General features: G+C 67.2%; 20 protein-coding genes. 9 read left to right on the top strand and 11 right to left on the bottom strand.

The features are described 5' to 3' along the window. Positions 1–33: 33 nt before the first annotated feature. Together IJ15_RS0121760 and IJ15_RS0121755 are read right to left on the bottom strand one after the other, a co-directional pair. Complete coding sequence (locus IJ15_RS0121760; RefSeq protein ID WP_031940454.1) at positions 34–972, bottom strand: SMP-30/gluconolactonase/LRE family protein; 939 nt, start codon at positions 970–972, stop codon at positions 34–36. A gap of 36 nt (positions 973–1008) precedes the next feature. Continuing rightward, a complete protein-coding gene (locus tag IJ15_RS0121755; RefSeq protein WP_031940453.1) occupies positions 1009–2544 on the bottom strand; it encodes a class I adenylate-forming enzyme family protein in 1536 nt (511 codons plus the stop codon). Positions 2545–3120: 576 nt separating this feature from the next. On the opposite strand from IJ15_RS0121755, the gene IJ15_RS0121750 reads away from it, so the two are divergent. Further along, the gene (locus IJ15_RS0121750) at positions 3121–4005 is read left to right on the top strand and encodes a hydroxymethylglutaryl-CoA lyase (protein WP_031940452.1); all 885 of its coding nucleotides are present in this window, start codon (positions 3121–3123) and stop codon (positions 4003–4005) included. Here IJ15_RS0121750 and IJ15_RS0121745 read toward each other — a convergent pair. Continuing rightward, on the bottom strand, positions 3931–4704 hold the full coding sequence (locus IJ15_RS0121745) for a GntR family transcriptional regulator (protein WP_051919436.1): 774 nt from the start codon (positions 4702–4704) through the stop codon (positions 3931–3933). The two genes, IJ15_RS0121750 and IJ15_RS0121745, sit on opposite strands and share 75 nt — an antisense overlap. Before the next feature lie 132 nt (positions 4705–4836). Between IJ15_RS0121745 and IJ15_RS0121740 the strand changes: the two genes are divergently transcribed. Further along, positions 4837–6051: a CaiB/BaiF CoA transferase family protein gene (locus IJ15_RS0121740; protein WP_031940450.1), complete on the top strand. Its 1215-nt coding sequence runs from the start codon at positions 4837–4839 to the stop codon at positions 6049–6051. 80 nt (positions 6052–6131) lie between these two features. Here IJ15_RS0121740 and IJ15_RS0121735 read toward each other — a convergent pair whose 3' ends face one another. The 3 genes from IJ15_RS0121735 to IJ15_RS0121725 are packed head-to-tail and all read right to left on the bottom strand — an operon-like array spanning position 6132 to position 7704. Then, the gene (locus IJ15_RS0121735; RefSeq protein WP_031940449.1) at positions 6132–6428 is read right to left on the bottom strand and encodes a putative quinol monooxygenase; all 297 of its coding nucleotides are present in this window, start codon (positions 6426–6428) and stop codon (positions 6132–6134) included. A 51-nt stretch (positions 6429–6479) separates the two neighbouring features. Beyond that, entirely contained in the window at positions 6480–7118 is a 639-nt protein-coding gene (locus tag IJ15_RS0121730; protein ID WP_031940448.1) for a carboxymuconolactone decarboxylase family protein, read from the bottom strand. 19 nt (positions 7119–7137) lie between these two features. Next, positions 7138–7704, bottom strand: coding sequence for a VOC family protein (locus IJ15_RS0121725; protein WP_031940447.1), 567 nt, complete (start codon positions 7702–7704; stop codon positions 7138–7140). Positions 7705–7772: 68 nt separating this feature from the next. Between IJ15_RS0121725 and IJ15_RS0121720 the strand changes: the two genes are divergently transcribed. The 4 genes from IJ15_RS0121720 to IJ15_RS0121705 all read left to right on the top strand — a co-directional run bounded on the left by IJ15_RS0121720 (position 7773) and on the right by IJ15_RS0121705 (position 11640). Beyond that, positions 7773–8306 (top strand): nuclear transport factor 2 family protein, encoded by a 534-nt coding sequence (locus IJ15_RS0121720; RefSeq protein ID WP_231569628.1) that lies wholly within the window; start codon positions 7773–7775, stop codon positions 8304–8306. Further along, complete coding sequence (locus IJ15_RS0121715) at positions 8303–9487, top strand: acyl-CoA dehydrogenase family protein (protein ID WP_197059885.1); 1185 nt, start codon at positions 8303–8305, stop codon at positions 9485–9487. The genes IJ15_RS0121720 and IJ15_RS0121715 overlap by 4 nt, the downstream gene beginning before the upstream one ends. Continuing rightward, on the top strand, positions 9478–10854 hold the full coding sequence (locus IJ15_RS0121710; RefSeq protein ID WP_331281039.1) for a phosphotransferase family protein: 1377 nt from the start codon (positions 9478–9480) through the stop codon (positions 10852–10854). The genes IJ15_RS0121715 and IJ15_RS0121710 overlap by 10 nt, the downstream gene beginning before the upstream one ends. A 120-nt stretch (positions 10855–10974) precedes the next feature. After that, positions 10975–11640: a TetR/AcrR family transcriptional regulator gene (locus IJ15_RS0121705; RefSeq protein WP_031940443.1), complete on the top strand. Its 666-nt coding sequence runs from the start codon at positions 10975–10977 to the stop codon at positions 11638–11640. Between the two features lie 12 nt (positions 11641–11652). Here IJ15_RS0121705 and IJ15_RS0121700 read toward each other — a convergent pair whose 3' ends face one another. The 5 genes from IJ15_RS0121700 to IJ15_RS0121680 all read right to left on the bottom strand — a co-directional run bounded on the left by IJ15_RS0121700 (position 11653) and on the right by IJ15_RS0121680 (position 17381). Then, positions 11653–13173 carry an acyl-CoA synthetase gene (locus IJ15_RS0121700; RefSeq protein ID WP_031940442.1) on the bottom strand — a complete coding sequence of 507 codons (1521 nt, stop codon included), beginning with the start codon at positions 13171–13173 and terminating at the stop codon, positions 11653–11655. Positions 13174–13228: 55 nt separating this feature from the next. Beyond that, positions 13229–14386: an acyl-CoA dehydrogenase family protein gene (locus IJ15_RS0121695; RefSeq protein ID WP_031940441.1), complete on the bottom strand. Its 1158-nt coding sequence runs from the start codon at positions 14384–14386 to the stop codon at positions 13229–13231. Between the two features lie 143 nt (positions 14387–14529). Then, on the bottom strand, positions 14530–15291 hold the full coding sequence (locus IJ15_RS0121690; protein ID WP_031940440.1) for a 3-hydroxyacyl-CoA dehydrogenase: 762 nt from the start codon (positions 15289–15291) through the stop codon (positions 14530–14532). A gap of 28 nt (positions 15292–15319) precedes the next feature. Next, positions 15320–16513 carry a thiolase family protein gene (locus IJ15_RS0121685; RefSeq protein WP_031940439.1) on the bottom strand — a complete coding sequence of 398 codons (1194 nt, stop codon included), beginning with the start codon at positions 16511–16513 and terminating at the stop codon, positions 15320–15322. A 67-nt stretch (positions 16514–16580) separates the two neighbouring features. Beyond that, the gene (locus IJ15_RS0121680; protein ID WP_031940438.1) at positions 16581–17381 is read right to left on the bottom strand and encodes a crotonase/enoyl-CoA hydratase family protein; all 801 of its coding nucleotides are present in this window, start codon (positions 17379–17381) and stop codon (positions 16581–16583) included. 230 nt (positions 17382–17611) lie between these two features. Between IJ15_RS0121680 and IJ15_RS0121675 the strand changes: the two genes are divergently transcribed. The 3 genes from IJ15_RS0121675 (at position 17612) to IJ15_RS0121665 (ending at position 20391) form a co-directional block, all read left to right on the top strand. Beyond that, the gene (locus IJ15_RS0121675) at positions 17612–18391 is read left to right on the top strand and encodes an enoyl-CoA hydratase (protein WP_031940437.1); all 780 of its coding nucleotides are present in this window, start codon (positions 17612–17614) and stop codon (positions 18389–18391) included. A 119-nt stretch (positions 18392–18510) separates the two neighbouring features. Further along, complete coding sequence (locus tag IJ15_RS0121670) at positions 18511–19611, top strand: CaiB/BaiF CoA transferase family protein (protein WP_031940436.1); 1101 nt, start codon at positions 18511–18513, stop codon at positions 19609–19611. A 117-nt stretch (positions 19612–19728) separates the two neighbouring features. Then, positions 19729–20391: a TetR/AcrR family transcriptional regulator gene (locus tag IJ15_RS0121665; protein WP_197059884.1), complete on the top strand. Its 663-nt coding sequence runs from the start codon at positions 19729–19731 to the stop codon at positions 20389–20391. The last annotated feature ends 26 nt before the right edge of the window (positions 20392–20417 follow it).

Genomic DNA, 20417 nt, shown 5'->3' with positions numbered 1-20417 from the left:
GGCCGCCACGGGGGTTCGTCGACGACGGGGTTGTCAGACCGGCACGGCCTGGTTGTTGAGAACCAGACCGGCTCGGGGCCAGTCGAATCGGAGCAGCTTGCCGGTGCTCGAGGCGGTGACGTACGCCGTCCGCATGTCCTGCCCTCCCCAGCAGATGTTCGTGATCCCGGGGTCGCCGTCGGTGTCGATGCCGACGAACTCGACCAACTCGCCGTCCGGACTGATCACGCAGATGCCGGGGGTGGCCAGTGACGCGACGCAGATGTTGCCGTCCGCCTCGACGCCGAGCGAATCGAAGTAGCGGAAGTCCGGCGATCCGTAGAGGAAGTTGCCCCCGCCGGAGCCGGCGAGCGTGAGGCCACCGACGACTTCACCCGGGCCGGTGACCTCCCACCACCAGACGCGCGCGGTGTAGGTTTCGCTGACGTAGAGGCGGGTGCCGTCGGGGGAAATCCCGATTCCGTTGGGGCCGTGCATTTCCGCGGCGACCAGACGGATGGACGAACCGTCGATGGTGCCGTAGTAGACGCGGCCGTGATCGGTCGTCAGGCCATCGCTCTTGCCGTGGTCGGTGAAGTAGAAGCCGCCGTGCGCGTCGAAGACGATGTCGTTGGGGCCGCGAAGGGCGATGCCGTCGCACTCGGTGTAGAGCGTCTCGACCTCGCCGGTTTCGAGGTCGACGGCTTGAATGCTGCCCCCGGTGTAGTCGTCGGGGGTCCCGCCGGCGAAGACGTAACCGTAGGCTTCGGTGGCGTTCATCCCTCCGCAGTTGGCGATGTACGCGCGACCGTCGGGGCCGATCGCGGCGCCGTTGGGGCCGCCGCCGACTTCGGCGACCACCGTGGTGGTGCCGTCGGGGGATACGCGGGTGAGCGTGCCGCGATGGATCTCGACGACCAACACGTCGCCGCCGGGCAGTGCCACCGGGCCTTCAGGGAACTTGAGGCCGGTCGTGACTACGTTGAAAGACATCGGGTTCTCCTCGGTTCGTGCGCCATGGGTGGTGTGTCAGTTGTCAGAGAACTGTTCCCGCAGAACGTTCTTGCGGATCTTGCCGCTGACGGTCTGGGGCATCTCGTCGACGAAGACGACCTTGCGGGGCTGCTTGAAGGTGGCGAGCTGGGACCTGCAACTGCCGACCACGTCGTCGGCGGTCAGCTGGGTCCCGGGCTTGCGGACGACGACAGCGGTGACGAGCTCGCCCCACTTCTCGTCGGGTGTTCCGATGACCGCGGCTTCGAGGACGTCGGGGTGGGTGTAGATCGCGTTCTCGACCTCGCTGGAGTACACGTTCTCGCCGCCCGAGATGATCATGTCCTTGGCGCGATCGACGATGTAGAGGAAGCCCTCCTCGTCCTGGTGGGCCAGGTCCCCGGTGTGGAACCAGCCGTCCCTGAACGCCTGGCCGTCCGCCTCGGGATTGCCGAAGTAGCCCTTGGTCACCTGATCGCCCTGCACCACGATCTCCCCGACCTCGCCGGTCGCGCAGTCTTCTCCGAACGGATCGACGACGCGGACATCGACCAGGGACATCGGCTTCCCGACGGCGTTGAGCAGATGCTCCTCGCCGTGAGCCGCCCGGACGTGTGCGGCCTTGTCGAGCGTGAGCATGTTGCCGCCGAGTTCCGTCATGCCCATGCCCGCGTACACGATCGGGCCGAACTGATCGATGGTGTGGCGCAGCACGTCTGCGGGAATCTTCGACGCGCCGTAGCCCAACCACTCCAGGCTGCCGAGGTCGTAGTCGTTGATCTTCGGGTGGGTCAGCAGCATCTGCACCATCGTCGGAACGAGCCCGGCGCTCGTCACGCGGTGATCCCGCACCAACTGCATCCACCGCTCGGGATCCCAGCCGGTCATCATCAGGACCGAGCCGCCGTGGAACTGGTGGAGCGGGGTCAGGTAGCCGGCGATGTGGCAGAGCGGCAGGGGGTTGAGGAAGCAGGTGTCCGGTCGCGGGTCGTATTCGATCGCGGACTGGACCAACGCGGTGTTGAGGTTGCGATGGCTGAGCCGAGCACCCTTGGGCTTACCGGTTGTTCCGCTGGTGTACAGGAGCCAGGCGTCGTCGTCGTCGCTGATCTGCAGCCGTGGGGCAATGGTCGACGCGGACTGCAGGACGTTCTCGTACGGCGTGAAACCCGTGGCTTTCTCCCCGATCACGATGATGTGCTCGACGCTCGTGAGTTCGGAGCGGTGGTCCGCGATCACCTCCAGGAACTTCGACTCCACGATCAGCACGCGGGCCCCCGAGTCGTTCAGGATCCAGACCCATTCCTTGGGGTGCAGCCGGTAGTTGAGCAGGGTCAGAACCATGCCGGCGCTCGGGACGCCGTAGTAGGCCTCGACGTACTCGAGGTTGTTCTCGGACAGCAGTGCAACTCGATCACCGGGCGCGGCTAGGCCGCTCAGACCGTTGGCCAGGCGCAGGGCACGCTGGTAGAGCTCGGCGTAGGTCCGGGAGTCCGATCCATCGTCCATCGCGAGCGCGGTCCGATTGCGGAAGCGAACGGCGTTTCGCCGCAGAAGATCGCTGTAAAGCATGTGGGGGACTCCAGTCAGGACGAGGCCGAGCGAGCGCGGATTGCACACAATCTAACGCGCAAGTGCCACAGGTCACAAGTGGATTCCCGAAACGGATGGAAACTTTCCGGTCTGATGGCCGACGGACTGTATGGAAACCGGGCCGTGGGGTGGCCCCGGAGTGCGGATGGGTTGCGCCTCGCGACCGGGCCCTTGCCGGACGGGGCGGGGCGGCGATGGAGTCCGGGAGTGAAGGCTCGCGCGGGTCACTCCGCCCGCTGCAAGCAGGTCCGTCACGCGCATTCAATACTGTTGGCGCACTGGACGCATCGGGGAGTCTCGGAGTCGGAACCCACTAGCGCCGGCGGGGTGGAATCATTACCTGCAGCGTGGTGCCGCAAGGCGGTGCGGGGGGTCGTGAGGTGCAGACGCCGCGCGAGTGCGGCGATGCAGTTGTCGACCGTGACGGTTCGGCGACGGACTGTGTTCCCGTCGAGTCCTGGTCCGTGGTCCACCACCTGATGTGATCGCATTGTATACAATGTGTACAATCGTGTGTGGTTCGCTGAACAGAGTTGCAACGGAAGGGGACGCGCCGTGGAGATCGTGGAGGTGAGCCCCCGCGACGGGCTGCAGAACGAGGCGGTGCACGTTTCGACGGCCGACAAGATCGCGCTCATCGAGCGCGCCATCGCGTCTGGCTTGCGTCGAATCGAGGCCACCAGCTTCGTGCACCCGGCCGCGGTGCCGCAGATGGCCGATGCGGAGGCAGTCATGGCGGGGGTTCCGCGCCGTGCCGATGTCTCGTACAGCGGCCTCGTGCTCAATCGCCGCGGTTTCGACCGCGCGGTGGCGGCGGGTGTGAACGAGGTCAATTGTGTTGTCGTGGCGTCCGAGACCTTCAGTCTGCGCAACCAGCGGATGTCGGTCGCGGACTCGGTGCACACGGTGCGTGATCTCGTCGACGATGCCCGCGCCGCCGGCGTCGGCGTGTCGGTCACCATCGCCACCGCCTTCGGTTGCCCGTTCGAGGGGGAGGTTCCCGAAGCCGCGGTCCTCGCCCTGGCGGGGCAGGTGGCCGAGTTGGGGGTGGACGAGATTGCGCTGGCCGACACCATCGGGGTCGGGGTGCCCGCCCAGGTCGCCCGATTGGTTGCGGGGACCGCGGCAGCGGCGCCCGGCGTTCGGCTGCGCTGCCACTTCCACAACACCCGCAACACCGGCTACGCGAACGCGGTCGCGGCGATCGATGCCGGTGTGACAGTGCTGGATTCCTCGATCGGCGGGATCGGCGGATGCCCGTTTGCTCCGGACGCCACCGGCAACATCGCGACCGAGGACCTGGTCTATCTCCTCGACCGCAGTGGGATTCCGTCGGGCGCCCGGCTGTCCGAGTTGATCGAGGCGTCAGACTGGCTCGGCGGTGTTCTCGGCGCCCCGGTTCCCGGTCAGCTCGCTCGTGCGGGCGGCTTTCCGCGCTGACGTGCCGAACAGCTCGTCCACCTCGTCGCTGCTGGTCGCTGCGAGGTGGGCGAGAAGCACGTCGCGGCCCTGCAGGACATGCTCGTACATCAGGGCTGATGCGCGTCGGCCGTCGCCGTCGACGATCGCGTCGCGGATGAGTTGGTGGAACAGGTGTGATCGCTCCGTCTGGCCGCGATCGTATTGGCGGAACGCCTGGAAGACGAGCGGTACGTCGGTAGTGCTCTCGAGTAGGCGGCTCAACCGCTCGTGCCTGGCGGCGGCCATGATGGCCCGATGGATCTGGCTGTTCGCAGTGTCCACGGCGCGAACCCGATCGACCGCATCGGCAGGAGTGGAGGCCAGGGCCAGGGCGAAGGCCTCGATTCCCGCGTCGAGAAGCTCCCGCTCGGCGGGGTCGATGCGCTCGGCCGCGAGCTCGGCGGCGTAGGCCTCGAGTCGGGCGCGCAGACCGTACATATCCGATACGTCGGCCCTCGACAGGGTGCGGACGACGGCTCCCCGGTTCGGCTCGCTGAGGACGAGCCCCTCGGCCTCGAGCCGTCGAAGCGCCTCGCGCACGGGTGTACGAGACAGCGCGAACTGCTCGGCGATCCGTTGTTCGATCAGGCGTTGACCCGGTCGGTAGCGCCCCTCGACGATCGCTTGGCGAATCTGGGAGTAGGCGACCTGGCCTGGTGCCTGCGGTGTGGTTGCCACGGTGCCTCTTTGTCGTGTGTCGGGCCGATTCCCGGCAAGCCTATCCCGACCCCTCATCGACAGTTGTATGCAGAGAGGCCTGGTATCCGCGATTATCGGGCGATGCTGGGCTGGATTGTGTACAATCGGCGCATGGCTACATCTTCTGGTCCGCTCAGCGGCCTGCGCGTGCTCGAACTGGGGAGTTTCATTGCCGGCCCCTTCGCGGGGCAGCTCTTGGGTGATTACGGGGCTGAGGTACTCAAGGTCGAGGCGCCCGCATCCGGTGACTCGATGCGTCGGTGGGGCGTCACGGTCGACGGTGAAAGCCTGTGGTGGCCCTCCATCGCGCGTAACAAGAAGTCGGTGGCGATCGACCTGCGTCAGCCCGAGGGCCGGGACCTGATCCGCAAACTGGTCGCCGAAGCTGACATCGTCCTCGAGAACTTCCGTCCCGGCACGCTTGCGAAGTGGGAACTCGACTACGCGACCCTCTCCGCAATCAACCCGCGCATCATCCTCGTCCACGTCTCGGGATTCGGTCAGAACGGACCACGTTCGACGGACGCCGGTTTCGGCAGTGTCGGCGAGGCGATGGGTGGCATCCGGCACACGACGGGTAATCCCGAGCTTCCCCCCACCCGCGTCGGCATCAGCCTCGGCGATTCCCTGGCAGCCCTGTTCGCCGTGATCGGAACGCTCGCCGCAATCCACGAGCGCTCGGTCAGTGGCCGGGGCCAGGAGGTGGACGTCGCGATCTACGAGGCGGTCGCGGCCCTGATGGAATCGACGATGGCCGACCACGAAATCGCCGGTGTCACCCGCGGCCGTACCGGATCGGTGCTGCCCCGTGTGGCGCCGTCGAATGTGTACCCCACATCCGACGGAGCCGAAGTGATCATCGCAGCCAACGCCGACAACGTCTTCCGCAGACTCTGCACCGCGATGGGCCGGCCCGAGCTGGCGGACGACCCGAGGTTTGCCGAGCACGGCCCGCGCGGCGACAACATGGCCGAGATCGACGGCATCATCGGTGCCTGGACATCGACGGTGGGTTCCGATGTGCTGTTGAAGATCATGGAGGACAGCGGCGTTCCGGCCGGTCGCATCTACACCGCTCCGGACATGCTCGCCGATCCGCACTACGCCGCGCGCGACATGGTGGTGCGCCTCGTCAATCAGTTCGGGGTGGCGGTGCCCGCCGCCGGTGTCGTACCCAAGTTCTCCCGGTCCCAGCCGGCCACTCCCGCGCCGGGGCCGGGTCTCGGTGAACACACCCGTGAGGTCCTCGCCACGCTGGCCGGCGTCGATGACGGCCAATGGGCGGACCTGCAGTCGGCCGGGACCGCGGCCCAGGCGACGAGCTGACGCTGCCACGGACGACGAAGGTCCCCTGCTGGTGATTCCAGCAGGGGACCTTCATCGTTGAACGGCCGGCGGCCGGTCGATCACAGTCCCGGGTCGACGGTTCCCGTGGTGAGCGACGGTGCGCCTGCGAGCAGCGGGCCGAGATCGGTGATGGCTCCCTCTCCGGCTCGGAACTTGCGGTACTCGGCGTCGTGCTCGGCCGATTCCCAGGTTTCGACGAAACGCCAGGTGTTGGGGTGCTTGCTATCGACGACCGACTTCACGGAGATGCAACCGGGAAACTGGCGAGTCTCCGTGAGCACCCGCGCCATCACGGTGCGCGCCGACTCGAGGGAGTCCGGCTTGAACGTCAGTTCCAGGACAGCGACAAGTTCCATAGTTCATCCTTGGATAGCTGGGAGCGGAGGGGTTTTCCGCACCGGAGTGGGCTACTCCCCGGCCAGGTCGGCGGAGAGGTCGGCGACGACGACGCCTTCGGGGATACGAACTTCCTCGATCAGCTCGGGGCGGTCGTCGAACTCGAGTCGCAGTGCGCGGCAGATCGTGGCGTGCATGTCGTACATGCAGGTGATGTACGTCAGTTCCATGATCTCCTTGTCCGACAGGTGTGCCTGGAGGACCGCGAACACCTCGTCGGGGACTCGTCCGCCGTCGTGGACGAGCCCGTCGGTGTAGGCGAGTACGGCACGCTCGATGTCGGAGAACAAGTCGCTGATCTGCCAGTGCGGGAGGGCCGCGATCTTCTCCTCGGTCGCGCCGAGGGAGCGCATCTGCTTGCAGTGCTGGGAGAAGACGAACTGGCTGCCGCGGGCGTAGCCGGCGCGGGCCTGGCCGAGTTCGCGCAGCAGCGGGTCGAGGCTGGCGTTGCGGTAGAGGGCGAACCCGCGTACCGCGTGCCGGAATACGTCGGAGGACTGGGCGAAGACGGTCCACCAGTCGCCGGGGGTGGCGTGGATGGTGCCGTGGTCGACGGCGGGATCCTTGTCGGGGCCGAACAGTCGGTCGTAGAAGAAGAGGATCTTCTCGTCGGTCACCTCGGCGCGGGGGACCTCACGAAGGCGGGGCATGCTGTGTCCTTTCGGGGTGTCAGGAAGCGCTGGGAACGCGGCGGTCGGCGGCGGTCTTCGGCGTGTGCGAGACGTCGGCCTCGGTGAGCTCACGTGTCCAGCAGGCAAATTCGAGGAGGACGCCGTCGGGGTCCTGGAAGTAGAACGACCGGACGAAGGTGCCGTCATGGATCTCCCGCGATGCGCCCTCGGGGCTGTCGTCGTGGTTGAGGGTGATGCTCAGCGGCACGCCGTCGGCCTTGAGTCGCTTGCGGTACTCGTCGAACTTCTCCGGCGGGACGGCGAACGCCACGTGATTCATCGAGCCGACGGCGCTGACGAGCTCGTCCCGGTCGGGCAGTCCCGCCGGGGCGGAGACCCCGGGAACTCCGTCCGGTGCGTCCGCCAGCCAGAAGAACGCCAGCGTGTCTCCGCCTCCGCAGTCGAAGAAGAAGTGCTGTCCGAGGTTTCCGGGAAGATCGAGCGTCTTGACGAGTGGCATACCCAGTGTGCCCGAGTAGAAGTCGATGGTGCGCTGCATGTCCGAGCACACGAGCGCGAGGTGATTGATTCCGCGGAACTCGAACTTCGGATTGACGGCCTTCATGGCGGTCCTTTCGTGGAACGGCGTGGCGAGAAGAGGCCTGTATTTGACTTGACAGTCATGTCACATTCTTGGATAGTCTCATCCGTGGCCAGGTCATCTGTCAACACCTCGTTCCCCATCGGTGGGGCCGGGAGTTCTTGCGGGCCTTCGCCGTCCCGCGCGCGGCTTGCGTGCTGTCGCTTCCGTGTAACCGCCGTGAGGAGAAGCATTTTCGTATGAACGACCTTGCAGATCGCTTTTTCGCCGCCGTCTGCAGCGGCGACGAGGCAACGCTCGCCGAACTGTATTCGCCGGACGCGCGCATCTGGCACAACGACGACGGACTGGAACAGACGGTCGCGGAGAATCTCCGCACCCTGCGCTGGCTCGGCCGCACCGTCGAGAATCTCCGCTACGAAGACATTCGGCGCTACACGCTGCCCGACGGATTCGCTCAACAGCACGTCGTGCGCGGCACCCTCCCGGGACACGGTCCGCTGGAGGTGCCGGCCAGCCTGTTCGTCCGCGTCGAGGACGGGCGGGTCTCCCGTATCGACGAGTACGTCGATTCGGCCGCCACTCGACCCCTGCAGACCGCTGCTGCCACAAGGAGGCACTCATGACTGCGAACCATCCCGAAGGCGACATCGCCGACCTGTGTGCTCGGATGCGCGCGTTCATCGACGGCGAGGTGATCCCGGCGGAACCCGTCCTCGCGAAGGAGGACGAGGTCGCCCACAAGACTCTCGAACAGTTGCGCTCACGGGCGAAGGAGCTCGGCCTGTGGGCGCTCGGGCACCCGGCCGATGTCGGGGGTGGCGGCGTTCCGTTCCTCGACTTCGTCTTCCTCAACGAGGTCATCGGCCGATCCGAGTTCGGTCAGCTGGCGGTCGGTTCGGTGTCCATGCAGGACACCCTGATGCTGCACAAGCACGGAACCGACGAGCAGAAGCAACGGTGGATCCCGCCGATCGTCGCGGGAGAGTTCCTGCCGTCGGTCGGTCTGACCGAACCCGACACCGCGGGCTCCGACCCCACGCTGATCGAGACCCGTGCGGAACTCGAGGGCGATACCTGGGTCATCAACGGGCTCAAGTGGTTCACCACCGGTGTGGCGGACGCCGGATACTGTTCGGTCTTCGCGCGCACCGAGCCGGAGTCGGCGCCCCGGCACTCCCGGATCAGCGCGATCATTGTGCCGACCGACACTCCCGGGTTCGAGATCGTCCGGTCGATCCCGACCATGGGGCACGATCCCAGCGACCATTACGAGGTCCGGCTCACCGACGTCCGGGTGCCGGTGGCCAACCTGCTCGGCGAACGGGGCAAGGGCTTCGTCGTCGCGCAGGACCGGCTCGGGCCCGGCCGGATCTTCCACGGCATGCGCTGGCTCGGCCAGGCGCAGCGCGCATTCGAGCTGATGTGCGAGCGCGCGAACACCCGCTACGTGCACGGGTCGCTGCTCGCCGAGAAGGGTGAAATTCACCGGTACATCGCGGAGTCCGCGGCGCAGATCCACGCGGCCCGCCTGATGACCCTCGATGCCGCCCGTGCGATGGATGCCGGCGACGATGCTCGGATTCAGATCGGTCTCGTGAAGTTCTGGGGAGCCCGGATGCTCCACGACGTCGTCGATCGCGCCATCCAGGTGCACGGCGCGCTCGGACTGACTGCCGACACCCCGCTCGAACGGATGTACCGGCAGGCGCGCTACGCGCGTGTCTACGACGGTCCGGACGAGGTGCATCGCATGTCGACGGCGCGTCGACTGCTGCGCGATCCGGGTGCCGCGCCGTGGCTGTGACCCACGCTCCCGTGAGCCTCGGTGACGGAGTTCGTCTCACGCTGCGCGAGGCCTTCGGTACCGAGGTGACCGTCGGGGAACCCCGCCAGCTGACCGGCGGCGCGAGCCGTCAGGTGTGGGCGATCGAGGTCCGCGACGCGGACGGCCGATCGCAGGAGGTGGTGCTGCGCCGGGACCCGCCCGGGCACGGCGACGCCGACCGGATGCGGGCGGAGGTCGCGTGTCTGCGGGCCGCCGCGGCAGTGGGGGTTCCGGCTCCCGCCGTCCTCGCGTCGGGGGACACTGCACCGGGCATCGATGCACCGTATCTGGTGATGGACATGGTTGTCGGCGAGTCGATCCCGCGGAAGCTGCAGCGGGACCCCGGGCTCGACGAGGTGCGGGCGCATCTCGCCGACGACATGGGGTACGTGCTGGGGCAGATCCACTCCGCCGACACCGGCACCCTCGGGATGCTCGATGCCCGCGATCCGTTGGATGCGATCGAGGCCGTGTACCGGAACCTCGATCAGCCCCGCCCCGTCGTCGAGATCGGGCTTCGATGGCTGCGGGACAACCGGCCGGCCAAGCGGCCGGACGCATTGGTACACGGTGACTTCCGGCTCGGCAACGTGATGGTCGACGGCACCGGGATCCGCGGGGTGCTGGATTGGGAACTCGCGCACCTCGGTGACCCGATCGAGGACCTCGGATGGCTCTGCGTGCGCGCGTGGCGGTTCGGCGCGGAGCCGCCGGTCGCCGGTATCGGTACCCGGGCACAGCTGCTCGACGGCTACGAACGCGCCACGGGCATCCGGCCGTCGGACGACGAACTGCACTGGTGGGAGGCCTACGGCACCCTCCGGTGGTTGGTGCTCAGCCAGTTCCAGTCGCAGCGGCACCTCAGCGGGGCCGAGGACTCGATCGAGCTCGCCGCGATCGGGCGGCGGGTGTGCGAGTCCGAGTACGACCTGCTCCTGATCCTGGGTCTGCTCGACGACGTCGAGCCGCTCCCGGACGTCACGGCGCCATCGCTGCACGACCGTCCGAGCCTGTCGGAGATCCTCGAGTTGGTCAGCGGCACCCTTCGCGACGACGTCGGCCCCGTGCTCGACGGCGTGCACGAGCGGGAGCGGTACCTGCTCCGGATCTGCGTCAACCTGCTGGGTATCGCGGAACGGGAGATCGGTGCCGGCGACTCCACGGGCGAGGTGCAGGCCGCGCTCACGGCCCTCGGCTGCGGTTCCGAGGCCGATCTTGCCGACCGCCTTCGCGCGGGCACCCTCCCGTACGCGGATCCCGCCGTCTGCCGGACCGTCTCGACGACGGTGCTCGCCCGGCTGCGGGTGGCGAACCCCCGTCACCTCCGCGGGCCGTCTCCGGCCTGATCCCGGCTCGAACCTCGACCCCTCCCGCGACGCCTGTCTACGCTGGAGGGGTCGAGTGCTCCGTGCCCGAGGCGTGATGTGACTTGACAGTCATGTCATGTTTCCGGGATACTCGCGTGAGTGAGCAAGCCACCCGCCAGCACGTCCTCCACGCCGCCGTCCGTCGACACCCTCACCGCGCGGGGGCGAAAGACGCGGGACAGTCTGCTCGACGCGGCGCGCAAGGTCTTCGAGGAGGTCGGGTTCCCCGACACCCGAGTGGAGCAGATCGCGCAGGAGGCGTCCGTCTCCTACGGCACCTTCTACCGGTACTTCGAGTCCAAAGAAGACGTGTTCCAGGAGTTGAGCACCCGACTGTTCGACGATGTGCACCGCCGGGAACCTCTCGACCCCGACCTGTCGCCGGCCGCGAAACTGATTGCAACGAACCGGTCGTACTACCAGGCGTACCGACGCAACGCGAAGCTGATGGCCATCGTCGAGCAGGTCGCGACGTTCAACAACGAATTCCGCGACCTCCGCCACGAGCATCGTCGACAGCTGATCGACCGCACCGCGCGTGCCATTGCCCGGTGGCAGGAACAGGGCGAGGTTCGCGCGTCCCTCGATCCGGTCATGGCCGCCCGTGCCATGGCGGCGATGGTCGACCACAGCCTGTACCTGTGGCTCGTCCAGGGCGACGAGGCGGACGAGGCGAGCCTGCTCGATACTCTGGACCAGATGTGTATCGGAGCGCTCGGTCTCGACCGCGCGGATGCCGAATCGGGAGCCCCGCAATCCGATTGACGCCCCGGTTGCCTACAGCCGGTGCTTCGCCAGTTTGCCGGTCTCGGTGCGGGGCAGGACGTCGACGAACCGCACCGACCGCGGGCACAGGTAGCGGGCGAGCCGGTCACGGGCGTAGGAGATGATGTCGCGGGCCAGATCGTCGGACGGAGTCGCGCCGGGCATCACCTGCACGACGGCCTGAACCGACTGCCCCATCTCCGGATCCGGAATACCGATCACCGCGACGTCCCAGATCGCGGGGTGAACGCTGAGGCAGTTCTCGATCTGCTGTGGGTAGATGTTGACGCCACCCGAGATGATCATGAAGGTCGCCCGGTCGGTGAGATACAGATACCGGTCCTCGTCGAGGTAGCCGACGTCGCCGACCGTCGTCCATGTCGGATGGTCGGGATGTCTTGCAGCGGCGGTTTTCTCGGAATCGTTGTGGTACTCGAATGTCCAGTCGTCGCGTTCGAAGTAGAGCAATCCGACCTCGCCCGGGCCGAGTTCGCGGCCGTCATCCGAGCAGATGTGGGCGATGCCCTGCACGCCGTCGCGGCCGACGCTGCCCGGTTTGCGCCGCCACTCGACGCTGTCGATCAGGGTGGATCCGTTGTTCTCGGAGCAGCTGTAGTACTCGTAGAGCACGTTGCCCCACCAGTCGAGCATCGCCTCCTTCACCTCGACCGGGCAGGGCGCGGCGGCGTGGACGGCGACCCGTAGCGAACTCAGGTCGTACCGGGTCCGTTCCTCAGCGGGCAGCTTCAGCATTCGGATGAAGTGGGTGGGCACCCACTGCGCGTGCGTCACCGAGTACCGCTCGATCGCTGCGAGGGCGTCGCGGGCGTCGAACCGGTCCATCAGCACCACGGTGCCGCCGAGCGACTGGGTTGCTGTGCAGTACCGCAGCGGCGCGGCGTGGTAGATCGGTGCCGGCGAGAGGTAGACGGTGTCGACGCCGAATCCGTAGAACTTCTCGACGATCGCCGTCACCGGGAGACCGGGCGGCTGGTGAACCTGCCGATCGGGCAGGGGCGACTTGATGCCCTTCGGCCGGCCCGTCGTCCCGGACGAGTACACCATGTCCGCCCCGCACGGCTGGTCCGGCAACGGCTCCGCCGATACCGCGCCCACCGCATCCTCGTAGGAGTCGTAGCCGGGGACCGGGCCACCGAAGGCCAGTCTCAGGCAGCCCGCCGGAACGCGTCCCGCCAGATCCGTGGCGAGCCCGGTCAGAGCGGCCGACACGACGAGCACCGCCGCATCCGAGTCGGTGACCACGTAGGCGAGATCGTCGACCGTGCCGTGGTGATTGACGGCCGTGAAGTAGATCCCGGAACGCATCGCGCCCCAGTACAACTCGAAGATCGTCGGATCGTTGTCGCACAGCACGGCGATGTGGTCGCCGCGCCGCAGTCCCGCGTCGAACATCCATCTCGCGAAGCGAGCGGATCGTTCTTCGAGTTCGGCGTAGGTGACGGTCGCCCCGGTCGCAGCCATGACGACGGCGGCCTTGTCCGGTGTGGTGACGCTGTGGGTGCCGGGGAACATGACTCCTACTTTCCGAACAGGCCGGCCTGGCCGGGGAGAGTGTCGTGGTCTTGTGTCATCGGAACTCGGCGGCGATGTCGCGGCCGATGATTTCCTTCATGATCTCGGTGGTGCCGCCGTAGATGGTCTGGATTCTCGAGTCGACGTAGGCGCGGCCGATCGGGTACTCCATCATGTAGCCGTAGCCACCGTGCATCTGGACGCCGCGGTCGATGACCCGCTTCTGCAGTTCGGTTGCCCACCACTTGCTCATCGACGCGTCCACAGCAGTGAGGTCACCGGTGTTGAGTGCGAGAACGGCACGGTCGATGTGGGACTCGGTGACCTCGATCTCGGTGCGCATCTCGGCGAGGACGAATCGGGTGTTCTGCAGGTCGCCGATCGGCTTTCCGAACGCCTTGCGTTCGAACACGTAGTCCTTGGTCCATTCGTATGCCGCGCGGGCTGCGGTGATCGCAGACACGGCGATGGAGATCCGTTCGAGTGGCAGGTTTTCCATCAGGTGGACGAAGCCTCGGCCTTCGGTTCCGAGCAGGTTCTCGGCCGGAACGCGTACGTCCTCGAAGACCAGTTCCGCGGTGTCCTGAGCGGCCATTCCGACCTTGTGCAACTTGCGCCCGCGAGTGAATCCTGGGGTGTCGCGCTCGACGACGATCAGGGAGAAGCCCTTCGACCCGGCATTCGGGTCGGTGCGGCACACGACGATCACCATGTCTGAGTGGATGCCGTTGGTGATGAACGTCTTCTGTCCGTTGATCACCCATTCGTCGCCGTCCCGTACTGCGGTGGTCCGCACTCCCTGCAGGTCGGAACCGGCGCCGGGTTCGGTCATCGCGATCGCGCCGATGGTCTCTCCGGCGGCCATCCCCGGCAGCCAGCGGGCCTTCTGCTCCTGGGTACCGAGATGCAGGATGTACGGGACGACGATGTCGTCGTGCACGCTCATGCCGGCGCCGAACGAGGTAGTTCCGGTCCGCGCGATCTCCTCGAAGACGACCTGCCTGAACCGGAAGTCCGTGACCCCGGCCCCACCGAACTCCTCCGGGATACCGAGCCCCGCGATGCCGTACTTACCGGCGGCGGTCCACGCCGAACGGCTGATCAGACGTTCCTGCTCCCACCGTTCGTAGTTGGGTTCGATCTCGCGTGCCAGGAACTCTCGTACCGTCTCGCGGTACGCCTCGTGGTCGGCTTCGAAGTGGTTGCGCTTCAAGGGGTGCTCCTGGATGTAGGTCCGGTGTCGGCGGTGGCGGGCAGTTCGGCACGGTGGCAACGAGTTCGGACGCGCTGTCGAGGATGGGGCCGACCCTCGGGGAACGCACTCCCGGGGTCGGCCCCATCCTCATGCCGAGATGATCAGCGCGGCGCCATGCGGATGGCACCGTCGAGGCGGATGACCTCGCCGTTGAGCATCGGGTTGGAGACGATGTGCGCGGCGAGGGAGCCGTACTCGACGGGATCGCCCAGACGTGACGGGTGCGGCACCTGCTGGCCGAGGGAGGCCTGTGCGGCCTCGGGCAGCGAGCCGAGCAGCGGGGTCTTGAACAGGCCGGGTGCGATGGTGACGACGCGGATCAGCAGCGATGCGAGGTCGCGGGCGATGGGCAGGGTCATGCCGACGACGCCGCCCTTGGACGCGGAGTAGGCGGCCTGGCCGATCTGGCCGTCGAACGCGGCGACGGACGCGGTGTTGATGATGACGCCGCGCTCGCCGTCGATCGGCTCGGTCTTCGCGATGCGCTCGGCAGCCAGGCGCAGCACGTTGAAGGTGCCGACGAGGTTGACGTTGATGATCTTCGTGAAGTCGGCGAGCGGGAACGCGCCGTTCTTGCCCACGGTCTTGATGGCGTTGCCGATGCCCGCGCAGTTGACGGTGACGCGCAGCGGGCCGAGGGATTCGGCCAGATCGAGGGCGGCGACGACGGAGGCCTCGTCGGTGACGTCGCCGGCGGCGAAGCGGACGCGGTCGCCGAGTTCCTTGGCGACGGTCTCACCGTTGGAGGAGGGCAGGTCGAGGATGACGACGCTGGCACCCTGCGCGTGCAGGGCCTTGGCGGTCGCGAGGCCGAGGCCGGAGGCGCCGCCGGTGACGAGGGCGACGCTGTCGTTGACGATCATGTCAGTTCCTTCCGAAAGTGTTTGTGGTTCAGATTCGTTCGATGATGGTGGCGTTGGCCATGCCGGCGCCCTCGCACATGGTCTGCAGGCCGTAGCGGCCGCCGGTGGCTTCGAGGTGATTGACGAGAGTGGTGAGCAGGCGGGTGCCGGAGGAACCGAGAGCGTGGCCCAGGGCGATGGCGCCGCCGCGGGGGTTGAGCTTGGCGGGATCGGCACCGAATTCGTTGGCCCACATCAGTGGGACGGGCGCGAAGGCCTCGTTCACCTCGTAGGCGTCGATGTCGTCGATCGACAGCCCGGCCTTGGCGAGGACCTTCCGGGTGGCCGGGATGGGCGCGGTGAGCATGAACATCGGGTCGTCGCCGGTGACGGAGAACGAGTGGAACCGGGCGCGGGGGGTCAGGCCCAGCTTGGACGCCATCTCCTCGCTCATGATCAGCACGGCGGAGGCGCCGTCGGTCAGCGGCGACGAGTTGCCGGGAGTGATGTGCCACTGAGCTTCGGGGAACCGCTCCGCGAACTCGTCGCTGCGGAACGACGGGCGCAGGCCGGCCAGCCCCTCGGCGGTGGTCGCGGCTCGGACGGTCTCGTCGGTGGAGTGCTCGTACGTCTCGCTGGATCCGGCCGTGACGGTGATCGGCACGATCTCGGTGTCGAAGAAGCCCGACTCGATCGCCGCGGCGGCGCGACGGTGTGATTCGGCCGAGTACGAGTCGAGGGTCTCGCGGTCCAGCTTCCACTTCGCGGCGATCAGCTCGGCCGAGATGCCCTGGTGGATAAGCCCTTCAGGGTACCGAGCGGCAATGCCTGGGCCGGCGGTGTCCTGGCCGAGGCCCGACGTTCCCATCGGGATACGGCTCATCGATTCGACACCACACGCGATGACGATGTCGTAGGCGCCGGCCATGATGCCCTGCGCGGCGAAGTGTGCGGCCTGCTGGCTCGACCCGCACTGGCGGTCGAGGGTGGTGGCCGGCACGGACTCGGGGAAGCCGGCGGAGAGCAGCGCGGTGCGGGCGATGTTGAGTGCCTGCTCACCGACCTGCTGGACGCAGCCGCCGATCACGTCGTCGACCATTGCGGGATCGAGATCGTTGCGCTCGACCAGCGCGCGCAGAACCTGGGCGAGCATCTCGACCGGGTGCGTGCCGGACAGGACGCCTCCGGGCTTGCCCTTTCCGGACGCGAGACGGACGGCGTCGACAATGACAGCCTTCGTCATGGGAGTTCCTTTCGAATGGGAATGGGTGACCGTGGACGGTTCGTGACGTCCGCGGCGATGTCGTCGGTCAGCGGCCCTGCCAGACCGGCGTGCGCTTCTCGGCGAAGGCCGTCGGTCCTTCCTGCGCGTCGGCGCTGGTGAACACGATCTCCATGGCCTTGGCGTTCTGGTCCCACACGCCCTGTTCCCAGTCCGAGTAGGCGGCCGTCCGGTGGATCATCGACTTCGATTCACGCACGGCGAGTGGTGCATTCGCGGCGATGCTCTCGGCGAGTTCGAGGGCTGCCTCGAGCGCGGTGCCTGCGGGTGCGACGCGGTTGACCAGACCCAGGTTCAGTCCGTCGACCGCGGTGATGGGTGCGCCGGTGAGCGCGAGTTCGAGAGCGATCTTGCGGGGGATCTGCTGCTGCAGGCGGATCACGCCACCGGCCGCGGCGAACAGTCCGCGCGTGACCTCGGGTAGCCCCAGCTGTGCGTGTTCGTCGATGACTGCCAGGTCCGCGGCGAGGACCAGTTCGGTACCACCGCCGAGCGCGAAACCGTTGACGGCCGCGATCGTCGGCTTGCCCACCCAGTGCTGCACGAAGCCCGCGAACCCCCATTCCGGGTGGCCCTCGGCGTCGAGCGAGGCGCCACTGCCGAGCGCCTTGAGGTCTGCGCCCGCGCAGAAGGCGCGTCCGGCACCGGTGAGGACGATGACCCGTACGTCGGCGTCGGCGTCGGCCTGCTCGAGCAGTGTCCCGACGGCCGTGGAGAGCTCCGCGTTGACTGCGTTCAGTGCGCGCGGACGGTTGAGGGTGATGATCGCGACGCTGCCTCGGCGCTCGTAGAGTGCGGCGGGCTCGGTGTTGATCGGCTCGTCGGCCATGGGACTCCTTCAGGACGATCCTACTTACTTAACGATCGCTAAATTGGTACCATGGCAAACGGGGAAGATCAACGGTAGGTGTTATCTAGCGCACGTTAAGTTGATTCCGATGGGCATTGTGACGCTGCACCGACGCGCAGGGCGGCTTTGACCGTTCCTTGCTCGAGACTCATTCCGCCACCGCGCGGGTGGCCCTCCGAATCCGAGGGCTGACAACCGAAGGAGCTCATGTGACAACGACCGAACAGGGTGTCGTCAGTACCGTCGAGGACGGTGTCCTGCGCGTCGTCATCGATCGACCCACGAGCTTGAACGCTGTCCGTACCGAGACGCTGGACGCAATCGCTGATGCGTTCGAGAAGCGCTCCTCTGACCCCGATGTGCGGGTCGCGGTCCTTGCGGGCGCCGGTCGCGCGTTCTGCACCGGGGCCGATCTGGACGGCCTGGACCTCTCCGCTCCGCCGTCGCCGGCAGTCATCGATGCCGCCAACCGGGTCGCCGACACGATCCGCACCTTCTCGCGGCCGGTGATCGGAGCCGTCCGCGGGCCCGCTGCGGGAGTGGGTGTATCGCTGGCGTTGGCTTGTGACCTCGTAGTGGCATCCGAATCCAGTTATTTTCTACTGGCTTTCACCAGAGTCGGACTGATGCCGGACGGCGGTGCCACCGCGCTGGTCGCCGCCTCGGTCGGACGGGCGCGTGCGATGGCCTTGGCGCTGTTGGCGGAGCGCCTCGGTGCCGCCGAAGCGTTGGATGCGGGACTCATCGCACAGGTCTATGCCGACGACGAATTCGACACGGAGGTAGAGGCACTCGCGCGCCGACTGGCCGCCGGCCCCGCCGTCGCCTTCCACAAGACCAAGGCCGCGATCAATGCCGCCACGCTCGGGCAACTCGACAAGGCCTTCGAGCGTGAGCGAGAGGGGCAACTCGAACTACTCGCCGCCGCTGACTTCGCGGAGGGCGTCGACGCGTTCCGGAACAAGCGTCCCGCGCGGTTCCGGCACTGACCGCGGTCGGTGTCGACACACCGACCGCGTCGTCGAACCCCTCTGCAACCCCTGTACCCCTGAAACGTCTCAACGGTGCCGGTAGTGATCCCGGCGCCGATCGGGAAAGGACTGACTTCATGACCGGACCTCTCGACGGGCTGAGGGTGATCGAGCTCGCCGGTATCGGCCCCGGACCGCACGCCGCGATGATCCTGGGTGATCTCGGTGCCGACGTCGTGCGCATCGAACGACCGAGCTCGAGCACCCCCGACGCGCTGGACGGCAACCCGGACCACATGCTGCGCAACCGGCGATCGGTGGCCGCCGACCTGAAGAACGGCGCCGAACGCGACATGGTGTTGCGGCTGATCTCGAAGGCCGACGTGTTGATCGAGGGGTACCGGCCCGGCGTGGCAGAGCGTCTCGGGCTCGGGCCCGAACCGTGCGCCGAGGTCAACCCGGGTCTGGTCTACGCCCGGATGACAGGCTGGGGGCAGACCGGCCCCATGGCCCCGCGGGCCGGCCACGACATCAACTACATCTCGCTGACCGGCGCGCTGCACGCGATCGGGCGGCCGGACGAACGACCTGTCCCACCGTTGAACCTGGTGGGCGATTTCGGCGGCGGTTCGATGTTCCTGTTGGTGGGCATCCTGTCGGCGTTGTTCGAGCGACAGCGGTCGGGCCTGGGTCAGGTGGTCGACGCGGCCATGCTCGACGGTGTGGCCGTGCTGTCCCAGATGATGTGGGCGATGCGTGGATTCGGTCAGTGGTCGTCGAGTGCGGGGACGAACCTGCTCGACGGTGGCGCGCCGTTCTACGACACGTACGCCTGCGCCGATGGGCGAGCCGTGGCTGTCGGCGCCATCGAGCCGCAGTTCTACAAGGCGCTGTTGAACGGGCTGGGACTCGCGGATGCGGACCTGCCGGATCAGAACGACCGGTCCGGTTGGCCGACGTTGCGGGCGAGGTTCTCCGAGGTCATCGCCTCGAAGGGGCGTGAGCACTGGATCGACGTGTTCGACGGCACCGATGCGTGCGTGACGCCGGTGCTGTCTTTCGACGAGGTCGCCGGGGACTCCTATCTCCGAGAGCGCGGCACGCTGGTGGATGTCGACGGCGTCACCCAGGCCGCGCCGGCACCACGGTTCTCGCGGAGCTCGCCGGGAATGCCGACCCCGCCGCGGCCGGTGGGGGTCGACGGCTCAGACGTGTTGCGGGAGTGGTTGGGGGAGTGACACTCCGCCGTCCGGGCCGGTCGGCGATCCGGACGGCGGTATCGGAGTCGATCGGAAGTCCTAGGACGCCCGAGTAATCTCGGACATCGGCACAATGGGAACGATAGGTGTGGTCAAGTGGCGGAGTTGTCGACAGGCGTGGCTGAAGGTGCAGATGATTCGGGTGACTGGTGCAGCCTGGAGAGGTTGGAGCTGACCCCCATCCTGTCGGCGTCGCTCGACGCCTTCTACGAGTCGGGTTTCCACGGGGCGTCGGTCCGGGAGATCGCTCGTCGGGTCGGCGTAACCGTCCCGTCCCTGTACTACCACCACCAGAGCAAGGAAGGGTTGCTCATCGCGCTCCTCGAGCGCAGCATCGACGACCTGCATTCCCGATCGGTCGCTGCGAACGCCGCGGGCGGCGACGATCCGGTGCAGCGGTTGGCCAACGTGATCTTCACGATCGTGTTGCAGATGACCAACCGTGCACGGTTGGCCGCTCTCGAGGGCGAAGCGCGGTACCTGGGCCCGGAGAATTGGGAGCGATACCGCGCCGTCCGGAAGAGCGTCGAGGGTCTGGTGCTCGAATGCGTGCGCGACGGAGACGAGGCCGGAGACTTCGATGTGGACGATCCCGCCGAGGCTACTCGGGCGATTCTCGGTATGTGCCAGGTGATTCCCCGGTGGTACCAAGCGGAGGGTATTCACGGTCCGGAGGCGGTTGCCCAGAAGTACGTCGCCATCGCGCTCCGGGTGGTTGGCGCAACTCGGGTCCCCGACATGCCCGAGGTCTCGCAGTAGACGCGGCGCGCCCGTAAGACCGCGAA

Origin of the sequence: Prescottella defluvii (genome assembly GCF_000738775.1) — a bacterium.
GTDB classification, from domain to species: Bacteria; Actinomycetota; Actinomycetes; order Mycobacteriales; family Mycobacteriaceae; genus Prescottella; species Prescottella defluvii.
Note: the sequence above shows the minus strand (reverse complement) of the source record. Positions and strands in the feature narration are given on the sequence as shown.